The following is a 20,559-nucleotide window of genomic DNA, read 5'->3' as shown; positions in this document are numbered from 1 at the left end:
TGCTCGAGTATTGCGGACGGGCGGCATCGATTGATGCCGCTGTCTTGTTACATCAGTTTTCGCCGCGCTCGCGTGCGATAGCACGGTAGCCGATATCGTTGCGGTGGAACATGCCGTTCCAGCGAATCTTCTCGGCCAGGCGGTAAGCCTGCTGCTGGGCGTCGGCAACGCTCGCACCGATGGCTGTGGCACAGAGCACGCGGCCGCCAGCAGTGACGACCTTGCCGTCTTTGAGCGCAGTACCGGCGTGGAACACCTTGCCTTCGAGGGTCGCGGCGTCGTCCAGGCCTTCGATTACGTCACCTTTGCCGTAGTCGCCCGGGTAGCCGCCAGCCGCCAGCACGACGCCGACGGTTGGGCGTGGATCCCAGCGTGCTTCGACCTTGTCCAGTGCCTTGGCCAGTGCGGCTTCGACCAGCAGCACCAGCGACGACTCGAGGCGCACCATGATCGGCTGGGTTTCCGGGTCGCCGAAACGGCAGTTGAATTCGATGACCTTGGGCTTGCCGGCTTTGTCGATCATCAGGCCTGCGTACAGGAAACCGGTGTAGACATTGCCCTCGGCTGCCATGCCGCGCACGGTGGGGTAGATGACTTCGTCCATCACCCGTTTATGCACTTCAGCGGTGACCACCGGGGCCGGCGAGTAGGCGCCCATGCCGCCGGTGTTCGGGCCGCTGTCGGCGTCGCCAACGCGCTTGTGATCCTGGCTGGTGGCCATCGGCAGCACGTTCTCGCCGTCGACCATGACGATGAAGCTGGCTTCTTCGCCGTCGAGGAATTCCTCGATCACTACCCGTGAGCCGGCTTCACCGAAGGCATTGCCGGCGAGCATGTCACGCACGGCATCTTCGGCTTCCTGCAGCGTCATGGCGACGATCACGCCTTTGCCTGCTGCCAAACCGTCGGCCTTGATGACGATTGGTGCGCCCTTCTCACGCAGGTAGGCCAGGGCTGGCTCCACTTCGGTGAAATTCTGGTAATCGGCGGTAGGGATATTCTGGCGCGCCAGGAAGTCCTTGGTGAAGGCCTTGGAGCCTTCCAGCTGAGCCGCCGCGGCGGTGGGGCCGAAGATATCCAGCTTGCGGGTGCGGAACAGGTCGACCACGCCTTTGACCAGTGGCGCTTCCGGACCAACGATGGTCAGTTGCACGTTCTTCTCGGCGAAATCGGCCAGTGCCTGAATATCCAGGACGTCGATGGCGATGTTTTCGCACTTGGCTTCGGTGGCGGTGCCAGCGTTACCCGGGGCGATGAAGACTTTCTCGATGCGCTTGTCCTGCGCCACTTTCCAGGCCAGGGCGTGTTCACGACCGCCGCTGCCGATGATCAATACATTCATGTCTTTCTCCCAATGGAGGCGGGCCTTGGGCCCGTTCGGTGGATAGTGCTTTTACTATTCACCCTGCAAATATCGAGGTCGCGATCGGGCTGGTAGATGCAAGGCGCCTGGTACCTCCTCAAGCGGAGTTGCCTACTGGCAATGAGCATTGAGGAGGTACCAGGCAACGCCGCAGATGCCTGTCCGAGTGAGGCCGATTTAGTGCCTAAAGTGGCGCATGCCGGTAAACACCATGGCAATACCGGCTTCGTCGGCGGCAGCGATCACTTCCGCATCGCGCATCGAACCGCCTGGCTGAATCACTGCAGTGATGCCATTGGCGGCGGCGTTATCCAGGCCATCGCGGAACGGGAAGAAAGCATCGGATGCCATCACCGAGCCAGCGACTTGCAAGCCGGCATGCTCAGCTTTGATCGCGGCGATGCGCGCGGAGTTGACGCGGCTCATCTGGCCGGCGCCGACGCCGATGGTCTGGCGGCCCTTGGCGTAGACGATGGCATTGGATTTGACGAACTTGGCCACTTTCCAGGCAAAGATCAGGTCGTGGACTTCCTGCTCGCTTGGCGCGCGCTGGGTGACGATCTTCAGGTCATCGGCGGTAATCATTCCGATATCACGGCTCTGCAGTAGCAGACCGCCGTTGACGCGTTTGTAGTCCCAGCCCGCCGCGCGTTCGGCCGGCCATTCGCCGCACTCGAGCAGGCGCACGTTGGCTTTGGTGGCGACCACTTCACGAGCCGCGGCGCTGATTTTCGGGGCGATGATCACTTCGACGAACTGGCGCTCGACGATGGCTTTGGCGGTTTCGCCATCCAACTCGCGGTTGAAGGCGATGATGCCGCCGAACGCCGATTCGGTGTCGGTGGCGTAAGCCAGTTCGTAGGCCTGGCGGATGCCGCCTTCGCTGTCCAGGGCCACGGCCACGCCGCACGGGTTGGCGTGCTTGACGATCACGCAGGCCGGCTTGACGAAGCTCTTCACGCATTCCAGTGCGGCGTCGGTGTCGGCCACGTTGTTGAACGACAGTTCCTTGCCCTGTAGCTGCACCGCGGTCGCCACGCAGGCTTCGCTGGCATGCTCGACGTAGAAGGCGGCTTTCTGGTGCGGATTTTCACCGTAGCGCATGTCTTGCGCCTTGATGAACTGAGCGCTGAAGGTGCGTGGGAACAAACTGCGGTCTTCGGTGGACAGTGTGTCGCGGCCCTGGTCGATGGTGCCCAGGTAGTTGGCGATCATGCCGTCATAGGCCGCGGTGTGCTCGAAGGCTTTGAGGGCCAGGTCGAAGCGCTGCGCGTAGCACAGGCCACCGATTTTCAAGGAGTCGATGACCGCGGCGTAGTCGCCGGCATTGACCACGATGGCCACGTCTTTGTGGTTTTTCGCAGCCGAACGCACCATGGTCGGCCCGCCGATATCAATGTTCTCGATGGCGTCGGCGAGGTCACAGCCCGGCTTGGCGACGGTGGCGGCGAAGGGATACAGGTTGACTGCCACCAGGTCGATCGGCTTGATGCCGTGCTCGTCCATCACCGCGCCGTCGAGGGCGCGACGGCCAAGGATGCCACCATGGATTTTCGGGTGCAGGGTCTTCACCCGGCCGTCCATCATTTCCGGGAAGCCGGTGTAGTCGGCCACTTCCACTGCTGCCACACCATTGTCCTTGAGCAGCTTGTAGGTGCCGCCGGTGGAGAGGATTTCCACGTTTAGGGCGACGAGTTCGCGGGCGAATTCGAGGATGCCGGTCTTGTCGGAGACACTGATCAGCGCGCGGCGGACGGGGAGGCGGGTGGTCTGGTCGGTCATTTCAGAGTCCATCAGAGCAGAGTATTAGCAAAAAAGGCGACTTCATCGAGTCGCCTTTTTCCGGAATGCAGGATCAGAGAAGGTCGTACTGCTTGAGCTTCTTGCGCAGGGTGCCGCGGTTCAGACCAAGCAGTTCGGAGGCTTTGGTCTGGTTACCTTTCACGTAATTCATGACGGTTTCCAGCAGCGGGGCTTCCACTTCGGTGAGCACCAGGTTGTAGACGTCGGTAACGTCCGCACCTTCAAGGTGAGCGAAATAGTTATGCAAGGCTTTTTCGACGCTGCCGCGCAGGGTCTGGCCTTCTTCGCTCGGCGTGTTGAGGTGTTGTTTCAAACTGGTGTTGTCGCTCACGGGTGCAATCCCACTTCCTAAGGTCTCGTTCAACATGGTCATGCGGCCACCCCATCTTCATCGTTATAGCGCTCACCGAAGAACTGGCGAACGCTTGCACACTGCGCCTCCTGGCTATCCAGACGATTGAACTCAGCTCGGAATTCGCGGGCGCCGGGCAACGTCGAGAGGTACCAACCGACGTGCTTGCGGGCGATGCGCACACCCATCACATCGCCGTAGAAGGCGTGGAGGGCGGCCAAGTGCTCGAGCAGAATGCGTTCAATCTCGGTCAGCGCAGGGGCGGGGCAGTGGGCGCCGGTGCGCAGGTAATGCTCTATTTCTCTGAAAATCCATGGGCGGCCCTGGGCTGCCCTGCCGATCAGCAAACCATCGGCTCCGGTGGCTGCCAGTACATGAGCGGCCTTTTCCGGTGAGTCGATGTCGCCATTGGCCAATACCGGGATGGATACCGCCTGTTTGATCGCGGCGATGGTGTCGTATTCGGCGTCGCCGGTGTACAGGTCGGCGCGGGTGCGGCCATGTACGGCCAGGGCAACGATGCCGCATTGTTCGGCGATACGCGCCACGTCGACACCGTTCTTGTTCTGTCTGTCCCAGCCGGTGCGGATCTTCAGCGTGACCGGGACGTCTACCGCAGCCACTACCGCTTCGAGGATCGCCTGCACCAGCGGCTGATCCTTGAGCAGGGCAGAGCCCGCAGCCTTGTTGCAGACCTTCTTGGCCGGGCAACCCATGTTGATGTCGATGATCTGGGCGCCCAGTTGCACGTTGGCTCGGGCTGCCTCTGCGAGCATCTGCGGGTCGCCACCGGCGATCTGTACGGAGCGTGGCTCCGGATCGCCGCTGTGGATCATGCGCAGGCTCGATTTACGCGTATTCCACAGGCGCACATCGCTGGTAACCATCTCCGACACCACCATACCGGCGCCAAGGCGGCGGCAAAGCTGTCGGAACGGCTGATCGGTGACGCCGGCCATTGGGGCCAGGATCAGTCGATTGGGCAATGTATAGGGGCCGATGCTTAGCGCCGACATAGGGCTTCCCTGCTCAAGAGACGTGCTGTTGAGGCCAGTAGGAGAGTGCGAAAAAGGGTGGAGATCATACCCGCTCTGAATGACCGGATAAAGATCGTTTTGAACAAAATCTGAACAGTTGGCCTGTGGCTTCCGGTCGCGCTGCCCGATTGCCTTGTTGCAGACGGCTTTCTACTGAAAGCCGTTGATCGGCTAGGCGCGCCTTACTCCGGCGAGTGGAAGTTGAGGCTGTAGTTCACTGCCCGAGCGCCAGGGTCGAGGATGTCGAGGGCGATATGGATCGGTGTTTGCGGCGGCATCTCCGCCTGGCCGGCCAGTTCGCCCGCCAAGTATTCGCTGGGTTTGAAGCGGCGACTGGCGATCAACTGGCCGTTAAGGTCGGCAAAGCGCATCTCCAATAGCGGGAATGGCTGGGAGAAGGGCGCGCGATTGTAGAGGATCGCGTCGACTACCAGTGCCCCGCTGAATTCGGGGTGGCTGCGTACTACCAGGTTGCTGCTCTTGATCTGGTCGATATCGACCTTGGATGGCAGGCTGCAGCCGAGCACCGGGCAGGCTTGTTCGAACCAGGGGCGGTATTGATCCTGGCGCGCCAGTTCGGCGTAGTGATAAATCACGTACTGGCCGGCCAGCGCGCTAATCGCGAGTAGGTTGAGCAGGCCCCAGCCCAGCCAGCGGCCCCAGGGTTTGCGCGGTGGTTGCCAGTCGAGCTGCAGCGGCTCTTCCTCAAGCTCGAAGAGCGCGTCGTCACGCAGGTTCGGTTCGCTGCGTGAGCGAGTGCGTGGGACGCTCTTCTGTTTGGGTGGCTGCGGTTCATCCAGATCGTCGTCCGGGTGTTCAGGCTCGATGGTGGCAGGTTCGTTATCGCGTTGCGCGCTGAGGCTGAAGCTCGGTTCAGCATCTTCGCGCGTCGTGCTGCGTTTTTGGGGGGCGTCGATCAGGTCGCGGATGCCGGGTGTCTTTGGAATCGGTGGCACATCGTCAGGCACGCTGGTGCTGGGCGGTGGCGGCTGACCGAAGTCCGGCGAGTCGCCGAATGACTGCTCGATCAGCGGTTCGAGCTCCAGTTTGCTGACCGGCGGATCGTCGCGCAGCAGTGCCTCGGCCCAGCGCTCGTCATCGGCGGGCTCGTTATCTTCTTCCGGTTGGTCGAAACGTGGCGTCTGTCGCGAGAGCTGGTCAAGCTCCAGGAACTGGCGAGAGAGCTGCTGTTCCTGTGCTTCGAGCTTGGCCAGCTCTTCGTCCAGATCCAGATCATCGAGATCGAGGTCGTCGTGAATCCACAGCGTCTCGTCATCGAGCTTGCTGGCAGGCTTGGCTGGCGCCGCCGCTTCTGGCGCAATACTCGGTGCAGGTGCAGGTGCAGGTGCAGGTGCAGGTGCAGGTGCAGGTGCAGGTGCAGGTGCAGGTGCAGGTACCTTGGGTGCTGTAGGCGCGGCCGCACGCATGTCCGGGATGTTATGACCCTGCTCGCGCAACTGGCGAGCGGCGTTGAACACCTGCAGGCAGGCGCCACAGCGCACTGAACCCTGGGCAATACCGAGCTGAGCCAAGTTCACGCGGAAGCTGGTGCTGCAGTTCGGGCATTGGGTGATGAAACTTTCGGTCATGCGCAATCCGGCGGCCGGCGTGGCGGCGAAAACGGTCGGTTAGTCTAACTCAACTGCCTGACGAGCCAACACTTCGGCATCAGCGGCGTCGGGCGATTGCGACCTGCGTAGCCTGGATTAGCCAAGGGCGTAATCCGGGGGCGGCCAGTCAGTCACTTGCTCTGATCAGCGGCGTACACCGCTGATACGTACCCAGCCATCCAGCGTTGCGGTTGGGTCAAGCAGAAACTCTGACGCGTAGGCAGCGCGCACTTCCTCGGCCTGCTCGGCGAGAATGCCTGACAGTGCCAGACGGCCGCCGTTTTTCACCAGGCGAGTGATCTGCGGTGCCAGGCTGACCAGTGGCCCGGCAAGAATGTTGGCCACCACCACATCTGCGGCTTCTTGGGGCAGGTCGGCCGGCAGGTAGACCGGGAAGCGTTCCTCGGCGATGCCATTGCGCCCGGCATTGTCACGGGAGGCTTCCAGTGCCTGGGGGTCGATATCGGTACCGACTGCGCGTGGTGCGCCGAGCAGCAGTGCGGCGATCGCCAGGATTCCCGAGCCGCAGCCGAAGTCCAGCACGCTGCAGCCTTCCAGTTCCTGGCCATCGAGCCATTGCAGGCACAGCGAGGTGGTTGGGTGGGTGCCGGTGCCAAACGCCAGGCCGGGGTCGAGCAGCAGGTTGACTGCGTCCGGCTCGGGTGCTTCGTGCCAGCTGGGTACGATCCACAGGCGTTGGCCGAAGCGCATCGGCGCGAAGCCGTCCATCCAGCTGCGCTCCCAATCCTGGTCGGCAATCGCCTCGAAGTGATGCTCGGGCAATTCGCCGCCGGTCAGCAGCTGCAAATGGGCGCTCAGGGCCTCGGCATCGGTGTCGGCTTCGAACAGGGCGAGCAGATGGGTGTTGCTCCACAGGGGCGTGGTGCCCAGATCCGGCTCGAAGATAGGCTGATCTTCGGCATCCATGAAGGTAACCGATACCGCGCCAACTTCGAGCAGGGCATCTTCGTAGGTTTCAGCCTGTTCTGGGGTGATGGCGAGGCGCAGTTGTAACCAGGGCATGGATGGCTCCCGTGCAGGCAGCCTCGAGGCGGAGGCTCGGGCTGCAGAAAAAAGGCGGTCAATGATAATACGACCGGAAAAAACAAGGGAGCGGCCTTAGCCGCTCCCTGTCATGCACACAACATACTGCTCGTTGCTTAGTGCTTATCCATACCCAGTTTCTTTTCCAGGTAGTGGATATTCACGCCGCCTTCGCAGAAGCCCTTGTCCACAACCAGGTTGCGGTGCAGAGGCACGTTGGTCTTGATGCCGTCGACGACGATTTCTTCCAGGGCATTGCGCATGCGGGCCAGGGCCTCGTCACGGGTGGTGCCGTAGGTGATCAGCTTGCCGATCAGCGAGTCGTAGTTCGGCGGTACGGTGTAGCCGCTATACAGGTGCGAGTCGACACGTACGCCGAAACCGCCTGGCGCGTGGAAGTGCTTCACCTTGCCGGGGCAAGGCATGAAGGTATCCGGGTCTTCGGCGTTGATGCGGCACTCCAGAGCGTGGCCCAGAAGCTTTACATCTTCCTGCTTGTACGACAGTTTGTTACCCGCGGCGATGCTGAGCATTTCCTTGACGATGTCGATACCGGTGACCATTTCGGTGACCGGGTGCTCGACCTGTACGCGGGTGTTCATCTCGATGAAGTAGAAACGACCGTCTTCATAGAGGAATTCGAACGTGCCGGCACCGCGGTAGCCGATTTCGATACAGGCATCGACGCAGCGCTTGAGCACTTCGGCGCGGGCCTTCTCGTCGATCATCGGAGCCGGGGCTTCTTCCAGTACCTTCTGGTGACGGCGTTGCAGCGAGCAGTCGCGGTCATAGAGGTGGATGGCGTTGCCTTGGCCGTCGGAGAGCACCTGGACTTCCACGTGACGTGGATTGCCGAGGAATTTCTCCAGGTAGACCATTGGGTTACCGAACACCGAACCGGCTTCGCTGCGGGTCAGTCGAGCCGACTTGATCAGCTCTTCTTCTTTCCACACCACGCGCATGCCGCGACCACCGCCGCCGCCAGCGGCCTTGATGATCACCGGGTAGCCGACTTCGCGGGCAATTGCCAGAGCGGTTGCTTCGTCTTCTGGCAGCGGGCCGTCAGAGCCAGGCACCACGGGTACGCCAGCTTTGATCATGGCCTGCTTGGCCGACACTTTGTCACCCATCAGGCGAATGGTGTCGGCTTTCGGGCCGATGAAGGCAAAACCGGAGTTTTCCACCTGCTCGGCGAAATCGGCATTTTCCGCGAGGAAGCCGTAGCCGGGGTGGATGGCGGTCGCACCGGTGACTTCCGCGGCACTGATGATCGCCGGGATGTTCAGGTACGACAGGTTACCGGGTGCCGGGCCGATGCAGACCGACTCATCGGCCAGGGCCAAGTGCATCAGTTCGCGGTCGGCAGTGGAGTGCACCGCTACGGTCTTGATGCCCAGTTCTTTACAGGCACGCAGGATGCGCAGGGCAATCTCGCCGCGGTTGGCGATCAGAACTTTTTCCAGCTTCTGCATTACGGGTTCCCCGTGCATCAGACGATGGTGAACAGCGGTTGATCGTATTCCACCGGCTGGCCGTTTTCGCCCAGGATGGATTCGATCGTGCCGCTGGTTTCGGCCTCGATGTGGTTCATCATCTTCATCGCTTCAACGATGCAGAGGATGTCGCCTTTCTTCACGGTCGAACCGACTTCAACGAAGTTGCCCGAGGTTGGCGAAGCAGCGCGGTAGAAAGTACCGACCATTGGCGAACGCACTACGGTGCCGTTCAGCTTGGCAGCAACTGGTGCGGCGGCTTCGGCAGCAACCGGAGCGGCTGCTGCAACTGGTGCCGGAGCCGGTGCATAGACAGGCTGGGCATAGGCCGGTTGTTTGCCGTGACGGCTGATGCGTACGGACTCTTCGCCTTCCTTGATTTCCAGTTCGTCGATGCCGGACTCTTCCAGCAGCTCGATCAGTTTTTTGACTTTGCGAATATCCATAGGTGTTCAACTCCCAGTCTGGTCAGGGTCGTTCAAGTTGTGCGAATGAACCGCCGCTTCAAGGCGCCGGTTTCAGGTGTTTTGGCTCGCCAGGTTTTCCAGGGCCGCCTCGAGGGCCAGCCGATAACCGCTGGCGCCGAGACCGCAGATCACGCCTACCGCCACGTCGGAAAAGTAGGAGTGATGCCGGAAAGGCTCGCGCTTGTGCACATTGGAGAGGTGCACTTCGATGAATGGGATGCTCACCGCCAGCAACGCGTCACGTAATGCGACGCTGGTGTGAGTGAAGGCGGCAGGGTTGATGATGATGAAGTCGACGCCTTCGCCTCTGGCAGCATGGATACGGTCGATCAACTCATACTCGGCATTGCTCTGCAGGTACAGCAGATGATGGCCGGCCTCGCGGGCACGTTGCTCCAGGTCGAGATTGATCTGCTCGAGGGTCGTGGCGCCATAGGTGCCGGGCTCTCGGGTACCGAGCAGGTTCAAATTGGGGCCGTGCAAAACCAGTAGGGTCGACATGATCCGGGCTTCCTTCTTTTTAGCTGCGCGGACTCTGCCAGAAGTGCCGTAGGGATGTCCAGTTTTCGGGAGTAGTCGGCACGATGTCCGCATCTTTCGCCGAAGATGTGACCGAATTGCCTAAAAACGTTCTCGTGCTTGATTCAGGCGTTCGGAAAAGCCCGCAGCGTCAATCTCGCCGACCACCCGCAGGTCGTGCAATTCCTGGCCGCGGCCATCGAACAGCTGGATCGCCGGCGGACCGAACAGCTGATAGCGGTCGAGCAGCGCGCGTTGGGCTGCCGTGCTGTCTGTCATGTCGAAACGCAGCAGATGATAGTCAGCCAACTGCGGGCCGACCTGTGGTGAATTGAACACCTCGCGCTCGATTTTCTTGCAGCTGATGCACCAGTCGGCATACCAGTCGAGCAGCAGTGGCTGGCCTGCGCCCTTGGCCTGCGCCAGGGCTGCGTCCAGTTCCGCAGGGGTGCTGATGGTTTGCCAACTGCCGGCTGTCGTGGTGTTCTGCTCGGCGCCCGCCGAACCACTGCCCAGCGGTCGCAGCGGGTCGTCGCGGCCTTGCAGGGCGCCCGTCCAGGCTGCCAGGGCGTAGACCAGCAAAACCAGGCCGGCGAGCTGGGCCAGTTTGTCCCGCGCGCTTTTCGGCGTGAACTCCAGCGCTCCCAGGAACAGCGCGACGCCAGCGGCCAGCAGGCCCCATAGCGCCAGCGACAAACTGCCGGGCAAGACTCGTTCGAGCAGCCACACCGATACCGCCAGCAACATCACGCCAAAGGCGTTGCGCACAGCGACCATCCAGGTGCCCGATTTGGGTAGCAGCGCGCCGCCGCCGGCTGCGAAGATCACCAGCGGCGTGCCCATGCCCAAACCGAGCGCGAACAGCTGCAGCGCGCCACCAACGGCATCGCCGGTACTACTGATATAGAGCAGTAGCGCGGTGAACGGCGCGGTGATGCAGGGGGAAACGATCAGGCTGGAAAGCACGCCCAGGGTCGCTGCGCCGGCCAGAGTGCCACCTTGTGTCTGCGCTGCCTTGCGATCGAGACGCTCGCGGATGAAGGCCGGCAGGCGCAGTTCGAAGACGCCGAACATGGCCACTGCGAACAGTGCGAAGAACAGCGCGAATGGCACCAGAATCCACGGCGATTGCAGCATCGCCTGCAGGTTGAGCTTGGCGCCGAACAGACCCATCAATGCACCCAGTGCGGCGTAGCAGGCGGCCATTGGCAGCACGTAGGCCAGCGACAATGCCAGCCCACGGCCGCGACTCGGCCGGCCGCGTAGCACCACGCCGGAGAGGATCGGCAGCATGGGCAGCACGCATGGCGTGAAGGTCAGCGTCAGACCGGCAGCAAACATCAGCGCCAGATCGGTCCAGCTCCAGCCCGCTTTGCTCGGCAGCGCTTCGCCGCTCGAAGCGGTAACCCCGCCATTGATGGCCAGTGTCTCGGTTTCCGGTGGATAGCACAGGCCTTTATCGGCGCAGCCCTGGTAGGTGACAGCGAGGTTGAGTGGGCCATTGTCCGGATTGTCGAGCGGCACCTCGACATCCAGCACCTCGTAGAACACCTGCACGTCGCCAAAATACTGGTCGTTCTTGTGCAGGCCTTCCGGCACTTCCACGGGCGCGCCGGCCAGCGCAGCGGGTTCGACCTTGAACTTGAACTGGTGACGATAGAGGTAATAGCCCTCGGCCGCGACGAAACGCAGGGTCGCGGAAGTGGGCGTGCTGTTCACCAGGCTCAGCTTGAACGCCTCGCGCACCGGCAGGAAATCCGCGCTGTTGTTCAGCGCCTGGCCGAGCGGCGCCGCATTCGGGCGGCTATCGAAAACACCCGCGCCAGCAGGCAGGACGACGAGCAACAGCAGCAGGCAGAGGAAACGTGGCATGGGCATCTCGTGGGGCGTTGATGGCGCCATGATAACGGAGCCAGCGAGCTACGCCATGGGGTGTGCTGTAAGTGGTGGTTGCGCCAGGTGGCTGTCACCAGCCGTTGCGCTCGGTTGCTGCGGCATAAGGCCGCGAGCCTGTGGGCGCTTGCTGGGGCGCAAAGCGAGGAATGTTGACGCGGTTCGCGGCCGATCCACGAAAATGACTGGGCCGAAGCCCATCAACCTTCCACTGAGCGCGCCTTCAGACCGAGTCAATAGTAGCCTGGCATTACCGGCCGCTGGGAGTTGCGAGCCACAGGTCGCGGCGCGCCAGGTGCCAGGCCAGGGCGCCCAGCGTCAGGCCGCGCAGGGCCATGAAGGCCAGGAACGCCATCCACAGGCCGTGGTTGCCAAAGCCCTGCAGTGCCAGGGCGATTGGCAGGCCGAGGGCCAGGGCCACGAGCATGGCGTTGCGCATCTCCCGGGCACGGGTGGCGCCGATGAACAGGCCGTCGAGCAGATAACTCCACACCGCGAACAGCGGCAGTAAGGCGAGGTAGGGCAGGTAGTGCCCAGCCGTTTCGCGTACCACTGGGATGTTCGTCTGCAGGTTGACGAACAGGTGGCCGCCCGCGCCAAACGCCAGCGCGAAAAGCAGGCTGGCCAGCAGCGACCAGAAACCGGCGACGATCAGGCTACGCCTGAGCGCCAGGCGGTCGCGCGCGCCGATGGCGTGACCGCACAGCGCCTCGACCGCGTGGGCCAGCCCATCCAAGGCATAGGCCGTGACCAGCAGACCATTGAGCAGCAGCGCGTTGGCTGCCACGGTGGCGTCGCCCAGGCGTGCCCCCTGAATGGTGATCAGCAAAAACACCGCCTGCAGCGCCAGAGAGCGCAGGAAGATATCGCGATTGACGCCCAGCAGCGCGCTCCAGCTCTGCCACTTGCCCATCGCCGCCCATTGGGTGCTGCCAGGATGACGGCGCAGGGCGCCACGGGTCAGCGCCAGGCCCACCAGCAGCCCACCCCATTCAGCCAGCACCGCCGCGCGGGCAGCGCCAACGACTTCCCAGTCGAGGCCCAGCACGAACCACAGCGACAGCACGATGTTCAGCAGGTTGGTGACTAGCAGCATCACCAGGGGCGCGCGCGCGTTCTGGGCGCCGAGCAGCCAGCCGATCAAGGCGAAGTTGGCCAGTGCGGCCGGCAGGCCGAGCAGGCGGGTGTGCAGAAAGTCGCGGGTCAGGGCATCCAGCTCGGCCGACGGATTCATCAGCCCCAAGGCCAGACCGCTGAAGGGAACCGCCAGCGCACCGAGGGTCAGTGCCAGCAATGCGGCGAGCAGCAGGCCCTGCACCAGCACCTGGCGCAATGCGCCGCCATCCCCCCGGCCACAAGCCTGGGCGGCGAAGCCCGTGGTGCCCATGCGCAGAAAACCGAGCAGCCCGACGATCAGGATATACAGGCTGCTGCCCACCGCCACGGCGCCCAATTGATGAGCGTGGGGCAGGTGACCGACCACGGCTGTATCGACCAGCGCCACCAGTGGCACGGACAGGTTGGAAAGAATCATCGGTGCAGCCAGCGCCCAGACCTTGCGGTGGGTCGGCGCGTGGCGCCAGGCATCACGAAACATGCGGGGGCTCCATCGGGGTTGCGCAGTATAAAGCGGCGTGCGATGACAGCGGGCAGCTTTAGGGATGTGGCCGTTGAACGTTTTTCGGCGGCAGTGGAGATGGCATGCGTGCGGCGCTTCTGGGATAGTTGCCAGGCTCAGCGCAACCCGCAAGGCGGCGGCCAGTCGTTCACAAGACGAAAACGGCCGCTCTGGCACCGTCGGTGCTCTCTTCGTGCCAATCCGGCACTACCAGGCGAGGCATCCACTCGCCGCTGGATCTGCTGCGTCCCTGGCTGCTGCCGAGGCGTAAGCGCTTAAAACAACTAGAACCACGATCCAATAAAGGACGCATCATGAAACTCACTGGTTTTTTCGCGGCTGTGGCCGCGACTGCTGCACTGACTGCAGGCTTTTCTGCGCAGGCGCGTGAATATTCCGTGTCCACCGTATTGTCGGATGCGTTCCCCTGGGGGCAGGCCGCGCAGAAGTGGGCGGATCTGGTCAATGAGCGCTCCGAAGGACGCATCACTTTGCGGGTCTACCCGAACGCGCAACTGGTTGCCGGTGATCAGACCAAGGAGTTCTCGGCGATGCGCTCCGGGCTGATCGACATGGCCGTGGGCTCGACCATCAACTGGTCGCCGCAGGTGCCTGAGCTGAACCTGTTTTCCCTGCCATTCTTGATGCGCGACAACGCTGATCTGGATGCCATCACCCAGGGCGAGGCGGGCAAACTGTCGTTCGCCGCTATCGAGGCGCGCGGTATCGTGCCCCTGGCCTGGGGCGAGAATGGTTTTCGTGAGGTCTCCAACTCATCAAAACCGGTGCGCGCACCGGCCGATCTGGCTGGCATGAAGATCCGCGTGGTCGGCTCGCCGTTGTTCCAGGACACCTTCAGCGCACTGGGTGCCAACCCTACGCAGATGAGCTGGGCGGATGCCAAACCGGCGCTGACCACCGGCGCGGTGGACGGCCAGGAAAACCCGCTGTCGGTATTCGATGTGGCGCGGGTCGATCAGGTTGGCCAGAAGTACCTGACGCTGTGGCACTACATGGCCGACCCGCTGATCTTCGCGGTCAACCAGCGCGTGTGGAAAACCCTGCCAGAGGCTGATCGCAAATTGCTCGAGCAGGCGGCAATCGACGCCGGCAAGTGGGAAGTCGAGCTGTCGCGCAGCCAGCAGGCCAAGCGCCTGGAAGACATCCGCAGCCGGGGTGTCGAGGTGGTCGAGCTGAGCGCTGCCGAGCGTCAGACGTTCGTCGACGCGACCCAGAGTGTTCACGAAAAGTGGGCGTCGAAGATCGGTGACAAACTGCTCGACGCGGCCCGTAGCGCCATTGCCAAACCCTGATCGTTGTAGGGAGCCGGCGCCGGCTCCCGTTGTGAGGACGTCATGAACAAACCAGCGGACGCGCCGCTCGAGCGCGGACTCGCCACCCTGGCGCTGCTGATCATCAGCCTGATCAGCCTGGCCAACGTGGTGGTGCGTTATTTCACCAATGCATCCTTTGCCTTTACCGAAGAACTGTCGGTCTTTCTGCTGGTGGTGCTGACCTTTGCCGGTGCCTCGGTGGCGCTGCGCCGCAACCGGCACATTCGTATCGGCTTTCTCGAGCGCCTGTGCCCGGCCCTGCGCACGCCGCTGATCATCGTGCAATGGCTGGCCTGCACGCTGGTGCTCGGACTGGTGCTGTGGTTCGGCGGGCAATTCGCCCTCGAGGAATACCAATGGCAATCCGAGTCCCCTGGCCTGGGTCTGCCCAACTGGTGGTACGTGGTCTGGCTGCCGCTGCTGAGCCTGTTGATGTTCGTGCGCCTGAGCCAGATGACTCTGGATCGCTTGCGTGGGAGCGAACACGATGAGTCCTGATCTCTGGCTGATCGCCAGTTTTCTGCTGCTATTGCTGATCGGTGTACCAGTGGCCTTCGCCCTCGGCCTGTCCGGTGCGATTGGCATCATTGCCGGCTTGTCGCCGGACATGCTCGCGACCTTGGGCACCAACACTTATAACGGTGTGGCCAAGTACCCGCTGATCGCCATTCCGCTGTTCATCCTCACCGGCCTGGTGTTCGAAAAGGCCGGCGTAGCATTGCGTCTGGTGCGCTTTGCCCAGGCGATGATCGGCCCGCGGCATGGCGGGTTGGCGATGGTCGCGGTGCTGGTCTGCCTGATCATGGGCGGCATGAGTGGCTCCGGGCCGGCGGATGCCGCTGCGGTGGCCATGGTGATGCTGCCGAGCATGACCAAAGCCGGTTACCCCAAGCCCTTTTCCGCGACGCTGATCGCCGCATCGGCGTCGACGGCCATTCTGATTCCGCCCTCGATTGCGCTGATTCTCTATTCAATCGTGGTGCCCGGTGTCGACCTGCGTGCGCTGTTCGCCGCCGGTCTGTTTCCCGGGATTCTGGCCGGTGCGGTGTTGTTGCTGCCGATCTGGCTGCTGGCGCGTCACTACGGCTGGGAGTCGCCCGAAGGTGCTGAGCGGCCACCGCTGTGGCCAAGCTTTAAGCAGGCGATTCCGGCACTGCTGGCGCCGGTGCTGATTCTGGGTGGTTTGCGCAGTGGCCTGTTCACCCCTACGGAAGCGGCGGTGGTCGGGGTTGCCTATGGCGTGGCGGTGGGGCTGTTCGTCACCCGGGAGTTGGACTGGCGCAGCCTGTGGCGCCTGTGTGGCGAGGCGGGGGTAATTTCCGGTGTGGTGATGCTGATCATCGCCCTGGCCGGCATCTTCGCCTGGGCCGGCACCATGCTTGGCACGTTCCGGCACATGGCCGAATGGCTGATCTCGCTGTCCGATAACGGCACGGTCTTGCTGATTTTGGTGATGGTCGCGGTGCTGCTGGCGGGCATGTTGCTGGACGCCATTTCGATCTACCTGATCCTCATGCCGATCCTGATTCCGGTGATGCAGCACTTCGGCTGGAACCCGGTGTGGTTCGGCATTCTGCTGGCCATGAACATCGCCATTGGCCAGTTCACGCCGCCCGTGGCGATCAACCTGATGGTCACCGCCGAAGTCGCGAAGATTCGCCTCGAGCAGACCATCGGCTGGGCGCTGTTATTCGTCGTGGTGATGGGCTGTGCACTGGTGCTGGTTGCCGTGTTCCCAGAAATCGCCCTGTGGCTGCCACGGGTACTTGGCTACGCGGTGGATTGATGAGGGGTTGAGGGTTGGCGCCTGGGTTGTAGGCGGCTGGCGTGAACCCTCAAGAGGTTAACCGGGCTGGTCGAGCAATGCGCTTGTGCTGCCCGGTGGCCGACGAGGGGTTGCCTTGGCTGATTGAAAATTATTATCAGCGGATATATGTTCGCAACCCGTTTCCAGCACGAGATTGCCGAGTGCGCCCGCCCCACGACTTCGATGCCCAGGAAGGCCAGTTCCAGCACCATGCCGGCGAATTGCTGCGCTTCTTCACCCGCCAGGTGAAGTGCGACGAGCTGGCGGCCGACCTGCGTCAGGAAACCTGGCTGCGCTTTCAGCGCCGTGGCACGGGAGAAGTGGAGAATCTGCGTGCCTTTCTTTATCGCATCGCCCGTAACCTGATCATCGATCACCGTCGTCAGCAACAGGCGCGGCCCGTGCAGGAAAGCGTGTCGGTGGAACTGGAGTCGGATCAGCCTGGTCCCGAGCAGATCGTCGGTGATGGTCAACAGCTTGCCCGCCTGCAAGATATTCTTCACGATCTGCCCCCACATTTGAGCCAGGCGCTGCTGTGGAACCGCCTCGATGGCTTGACCCAGAAGGAAATCGGCCAGCGCCTCGGTGTTTCCGAAAGCATGGCCGGGCGCTATATCCTCAAGGCCCTGGAGCAGTGTCAGCAGAAAATGGACTTGATGTCGTGACCACCGATTCTTCGCTTCTCGCCCAGGCTCGAGAGTGGCAGGTACTGCTGCATTCCGGCCGCGCCAGCGCTGCCGACCGGGCCGCCGCTAATGCATGGCGCTGTGCTTCGCCGGCCCATGAGCAGGCCGCCAGTGAGGTGGATCGGTTGTGGGCTTTGTTGGGGCAGCTTGGCGAGCAGCCCGCGCCTGCGCTGGTTCTGCCACTACGCCGTGGCCGGCGGCTGCGTTGGGCGGTGCCACTGGCCAGCGCCGCCATGCTGCTCCTGGCCCTCTGGTTGCCCCAGGGCACCTGGGTGGGCTGGTACGCCGACCTGGCGACCGCTCCGGGCGAAGTGCGCATCGTCGAATTGGAAGATGGCACGGTGCTGACGCTCAATGGCGCCACCGCGCTGGACTGGAGCATCAGCGAAGGGCGCCGGAGCATTCGTCTGTATCGTGGTGAAGCGGACTTCCAGGTGGCCAAGGATGCCAGCCGGCCGTTCTTCGTCGAGGCCGGGCCAGCGCGTATTCGCGTGACCGGTACGCGCTTTGATGTCGACTACAGCGGTGGCCAGGTGGTACTGGCTGTGACCGAAGGGCAGGTGCAGGCCAGCGATGCCCGCGAGCAACCGCTGCCAGTAGGTGCGAACCAGCAGGTGCGCTGGAGCGGTGATCAACTGGAGCCTGTGCAGCCACTCGATGCCCGTCAGCAACTGGCCTGGCAGCGCGGCAAACTGGTGTTTCGTGCACAGCCTCTGAGCGAGGTGTTCGCCGAGCTAGAGCGCAGCCAGAGCCAGCGGGTGATCTTTCTCGACCAGAGCGTGCGTGACCTGAAGGTGACCGGAGTCTTCGCCCATGACGACCCGCAGGCGGTGCTGCGCGCCATCGAAAGCAACTTGCCCGTGCGCCTGGTAAGGCTGCCCGGGCTGCTGCTGGTGAGCCGCAGCTAAGGTTTTCGCAGCGCGGTCTTCAGCGATGCCGGGCCGGTCTTGCAGGTGCCACGATAGATATTTAGCGGCTGACGTAAAAATACTTACGTTCCTGGTTCAGAAACGCATCGGCGTTTCGTCTTCCGTTTCTGCAAATGCGACTTTTTCGCATGAACTTTGGCAGAACACAGGAAACCCAGCATGCGCATGACGCGTTCTCCTCTTTTCCAGGCACTGGCTGCCGCCCACCTGCTGCTCGTTGCCACGACCGCGTCAGCGCTGGAGTTCGACCTGCCTGCCCAGCGCCTCGATGCTGCGCTGACCGATTTCGCCGAACAGGCCAATGTGCGTCTGCTCTACGACGCCAGCCTGACCCAGAGTGATCGTCAGGCACCGGCCTTGAAGGGCGATTACTCGGTCGCTGAAGGCCTGCAATTGCTGCTGCAGGGCAGTGGCCTCAGCTACCAGATCGACCAGCAGGGCACCGTGACCCTGGTGCCGCTCAGCCAGGGCAACGACGCCCTGCAACTCGGCGCCACCACCGTCAGCGGCCAGGCCGAAGGCCGCCTCGATCTGCCCGTGGAATACGCCGGTGGCCAGGTTGCCCGAGGTGCGCGCATCGGTATGCTGGGCAATCAGGACATGCAGGATGTGCCGTTCAGCGCGGCCAGCTACACCAACGAACTGATCGATAATCGTCAAGCGCGCAGCCTTGGTGAGGTGTTGGCCAGTGATCCGGCGATTCGCCAGTCCAACGGCTTCGGCAACTTCTCCCAGGTGTTCGTGGTGCGCGGTTTCCAGCTGTACAGCGACGAGATCGCCTTCAACGGTCTGTACGGCATCCTGCCGCGGCAGATCATTTCCACCGAGGCCGTGGAACGTGTGGAGGTTTTCAAAGGCGCCAATGCCTTTCTCAATGGTGTGGCACCTGGTGGTAGCGGCGTCGGCGGCACGATCAACGTGATTTCCAAGCGCGCCGAGGATACCCCCAATCGCAGCATTACCCTCGATTACGCCAGTGATTCGCGTGTTGGCGGGCATATCGACCTGGGCCAGCGTTTCGGCGAGGACAATCGCTTCGGGCTACGCGTCAACCTGGCCAAGCGTGATGGCGAAGCGGCGGTGGACGGTGAGCATTCACATTTCAGCCTGGCGGCTGTCGGCGTGGATTACCGCGGTGACAGGCTGCGCGTCTCGACTGATTTCGGCTACCAGAAGCAGCGTATCAATGAAGGCCGAGCGGTCATCAACCTGGCTGCGTCAACCGCTGGGCTAGGCGGCAAGCTCCCCAAGGCACCGGACTCGGACGCCAACTACGCGCAGCCTTGGAGTTGGTCGCAGTTGGAGGATACCTATGGCATGTTCAACGCCGAGTACGACCTCAGTGATAACTGGACGGCCTACCTGGCCGGCGGCGGAAAGTACACCCGCGAGAATGGTGTGTATTCCTCGCTGTTTCTCGCCTCGTCGAATGGAGATGGTCGGGTCGGTCGTCTCTATTCGCCGCTCGACCAGGAAACCCTCAGCTCGGTAGGCGGCTTGCGTGGTCGTGTGCAGACCGGTGCGATCAGTCATCAACTGAACTTCGCGGTCAACGGTTTGTGGCAGGTAAAGCGCAATGCCTTCGAGTCGACCATCGCAGCCAATCGCTTGCCGGGCAATCTGTACGATCCCTTCCCAAGCCCCGAGCCGATACCCAGTGTCAGTGGTGATATCCATGATCCACGCAAGACGGCCAAACTCACGACCCGCAGTGCTGCCATTTCCGACACGCTGGGCTTCATGGACGACCGCCTGCTGCTGACGCTGGGCTTGCGTCGGCAGAGCCTGACCTCTGACTCCTGGAACGCGAACAGCGGAGTTCGTGGGACGCCTTATGATGAGAGCATCACCACGCCGGCCTATGGCGTGGTGTTCAAGGCCACGGACGTCGTGTCGCTGTACGCCAACCGCATCGAATCTCTGCAGCAGGGGCCGACCGCGCCTACCGCGGCGGTCAACAACGCCGGGCAGACATTCGCGCCTTATCGTTCCAAACAGATCGAGGCGGGCATCAAGCTGGATTGGGGCACCTTCGGTGGTAGCCTGGGTGTCTATCGGATCGAGCAACCGCAAGGAATTACTCAGGGCGGTACGTTCAGCGTGGATGCTGAACAGCGCAACCGCGGCGTCGAGTTGAACCTGTTCGGTGAGCCGGTATCCGGGCTGCGTGTACTGGCTGGGGCGACCTGGATGGACACCGAGTTGCGAGGCACTGCAGATGGCGCCAATGACGGTAACCGCGCTGTTGGCGTGCCGCAGTTCCAGTTCAACGTGGGTGCCGACTGGGATGTGCCAGGTGTGCCTGGGCTGAGCCTCAACAGTCTGTTGTTGCGCACTGGCGGCCAGTACATAGACTCGGCCAACGACCTGAGCATCCCCGCCTGGACGCGAGTGGATCTTGGCGCCCGTTATGGGATGAATCTCGATGAAGAGCGCAAGCTGACCCTGCGTGCCGGCCTGGAGAACGTCGCTGACAAGGCCTACTGGGCGTCCACCAACGGCGGCTACCTGACCCAGGGCGAGCCGCGAACCCTGAAGGTTTCGGCCACTCTGGACTTCTAAATTGCAGCGTAGATAACGACCCTGCATCACGCTAACCAGCCC

General features: G+C 62.6%; 17 protein-coding genes. 6 read left to right on the top strand and 11 right to left on the bottom strand.

The genetic code is table 11. The features are described 5' to 3' along the window. Nucleotides 1-52: 52 nt before the first annotated feature. The 11 genes from purD to ACZ3GY_RS16710 all read right to left on the bottom strand — a co-directional run bounded on the left by purD (nucleotide 53) and on the right by ACZ3GY_RS16710 (nucleotide 13,178). A complete protein-coding gene (purD, locus tag ACZ3GY_RS16760) occupies nucleotides 53-1,342 on the bottom strand; it encodes a phosphoribosylamine--glycine ligase (RefSeq protein ID WP_465911171.1) in 1,290 nt (429 codons plus the stop codon). Nucleotides 1,343-1,540: 198 nt separating this feature from the next. Then, nucleotides 1,541-3,145, bottom strand: a complete 1,605-nt coding sequence (gene purH / locus ACZ3GY_RS16755) for a bifunctional phosphoribosylaminoimidazolecarboxamide formyltransferase/IMP cyclohydrolase (RefSeq protein WP_465911170.1) — start codon at nucleotides 3,143-3,145, stop codon at nucleotides 1,541-1,543. 73 nt (nucleotides 3,146-3,218) lie between these two features. Next, complete coding sequence (fis, locus tag ACZ3GY_RS16750) at nucleotides 3,219-3,539, bottom strand: DNA-binding transcriptional regulator Fis (RefSeq protein WP_131174301.1); 321 nt, start codon at nucleotides 3,537-3,539, stop codon at nucleotides 3,219-3,221. Further along, entirely contained in the window at nucleotides 3,536-4,534 is a 999-nt protein-coding gene (gene dusB / locus ACZ3GY_RS16745) for a tRNA dihydrouridine synthase DusB (RefSeq protein WP_465911168.1), read from the bottom strand. The genes fis and dusB overlap by 4 nt, the downstream gene beginning before the upstream one ends. Nucleotides 4,535-4,737: 203 nt before the next feature. Further along, a complete protein-coding gene (locus tag ACZ3GY_RS16740) occupies nucleotides 4,738-6,144 on the bottom strand; it encodes a DUF3426 domain-containing protein (protein ID WP_465911166.1) in 1,407 nt (468 codons plus the stop codon). Nucleotides 6,145-6,309: 165 nt separating this feature from the next. Next, nucleotides 6,310-7,188 carry a 50S ribosomal protein L11 methyltransferase gene (gene prmA / locus ACZ3GY_RS16735; RefSeq protein ID WP_463562481.1) on the bottom strand — a complete coding sequence of 293 codons (879 nt, stop codon included), beginning with the start codon at nucleotides 7,186-7,188 and terminating at the stop codon, nucleotides 6,310-6,312. Nucleotides 7,189-7,325: 137 nt separating this feature from the next. Further along, the gene (gene accC, locus ACZ3GY_RS16730; RefSeq protein WP_225837935.1) at nucleotides 7,326-8,681 is read right to left on the bottom strand and encodes an acetyl-CoA carboxylase biotin carboxylase subunit; all 1,356 of its coding nucleotides are present in this window, start codon (nucleotides 8,679-8,681) and stop codon (nucleotides 7,326-7,328) included. 17 nt (nucleotides 8,682-8,698) lie between these two features. Beyond that, a complete protein-coding gene (accB, locus tag ACZ3GY_RS16725; RefSeq protein WP_225837937.1) occupies nucleotides 8,699-9,148 on the bottom strand; it encodes an acetyl-CoA carboxylase biotin carboxyl carrier protein in 450 nt (149 codons plus the stop codon). Nucleotides 9,149-9,220: 72 nt separating this feature from the next. Beyond that, nucleotides 9,221-9,670 carry a type II 3-dehydroquinate dehydratase gene (gene aroQ, locus ACZ3GY_RS16720; protein WP_225837939.1) on the bottom strand — a complete coding sequence of 150 codons (450 nt, stop codon included), beginning with the start codon at nucleotides 9,668-9,670 and terminating at the stop codon, nucleotides 9,221-9,223. A 120-nt stretch (nucleotides 9,671-9,790) separates the two neighbouring features. Next, nucleotides 9,791-11,560, bottom strand: a complete 1,770-nt coding sequence (locus ACZ3GY_RS16715) for a protein-disulfide reductase DsbD (protein ID WP_465911163.1) — start codon at nucleotides 11,558-11,560, stop codon at nucleotides 9,791-9,793. 271 nt (nucleotides 11,561-11,831) lie between these two features. Then, the gene (locus ACZ3GY_RS16710; protein ID WP_465911162.1) at nucleotides 11,832-13,178 is read right to left on the bottom strand and encodes an MATE family efflux transporter; all 1,347 of its coding nucleotides are present in this window, start codon (nucleotides 13,176-13,178) and stop codon (nucleotides 11,832-11,834) included. 335 nt (nucleotides 13,179-13,513) lie between these two features. On the opposite strand from ACZ3GY_RS16710, the gene ACZ3GY_RS16705 reads away from it, so the two are divergent. The 6 genes from ACZ3GY_RS16705 to ACZ3GY_RS16680 all read left to right on the top strand — a co-directional run bounded on the left by ACZ3GY_RS16705 (nucleotide 13,514) and on the right by ACZ3GY_RS16680 (nucleotide 20,517). Beyond that, nucleotides 13,514-14,512 carry a DctP family TRAP transporter solute-binding subunit gene (locus ACZ3GY_RS16705; RefSeq protein ID WP_465911161.1) on the top strand — a complete coding sequence of 333 codons (999 nt, stop codon included), beginning with the start codon at nucleotides 13,514-13,516 and terminating at the stop codon, nucleotides 14,510-14,512. Nucleotides 14,513-14,554: 42 nt separating this feature from the next. After that, the gene (locus tag ACZ3GY_RS16700; protein WP_463562477.1) at nucleotides 14,555-15,031 is read left to right on the top strand and encodes a TRAP transporter small permease; all 477 of its coding nucleotides are present in this window, start codon (nucleotides 14,555-14,557) and stop codon (nucleotides 15,029-15,031) included. Then, nucleotides 15,021-16,319 (top strand): TRAP transporter large permease, encoded by a 1,299-nt coding sequence (locus ACZ3GY_RS16695; protein WP_463562476.1) that lies wholly within the window; start codon nucleotides 15,021-15,023, stop codon nucleotides 16,317-16,319. The genes ACZ3GY_RS16700 and ACZ3GY_RS16695 overlap by 11 nt, the downstream gene beginning before the upstream one ends. Before the next feature lie 182 nt (nucleotides 16,320-16,501). Beyond that, nucleotides 16,502-17,005 (top strand): RNA polymerase sigma factor, encoded by a 504-nt coding sequence (locus ACZ3GY_RS16690; RefSeq protein ID WP_465911159.1) that lies wholly within the window; start codon nucleotides 16,502-16,504, stop codon nucleotides 17,003-17,005. After that, entirely contained in the window at nucleotides 17,002-17,934 is a 933-nt protein-coding gene (locus tag ACZ3GY_RS16685) for a FecR family protein (RefSeq protein WP_465911158.1), read from the top strand. Before ACZ3GY_RS16690 ends, ACZ3GY_RS16685 begins: the two co-directional genes overlap by 4 nt. 180 nt (nucleotides 17,935-18,114) lie before the next feature. Beyond that, nucleotides 18,115-20,517 (top strand): TonB-dependent receptor, encoded by a 2,403-nt coding sequence (locus tag ACZ3GY_RS16680; protein ID WP_465911157.1) that lies wholly within the window; start codon nucleotides 18,115-18,117, stop codon nucleotides 20,515-20,517. Nucleotides 20,518-20,559: the final 42 nt, after the last annotated feature.

It is taken from the genome of Pseudomonas sp. PME37.24/006, from assembly GCF_055556635.1.
The sequence above is the reverse complement of the archived record's forward strand: the minus strand, read 5'-3'. Positions and strand labels throughout refer to the sequence as shown.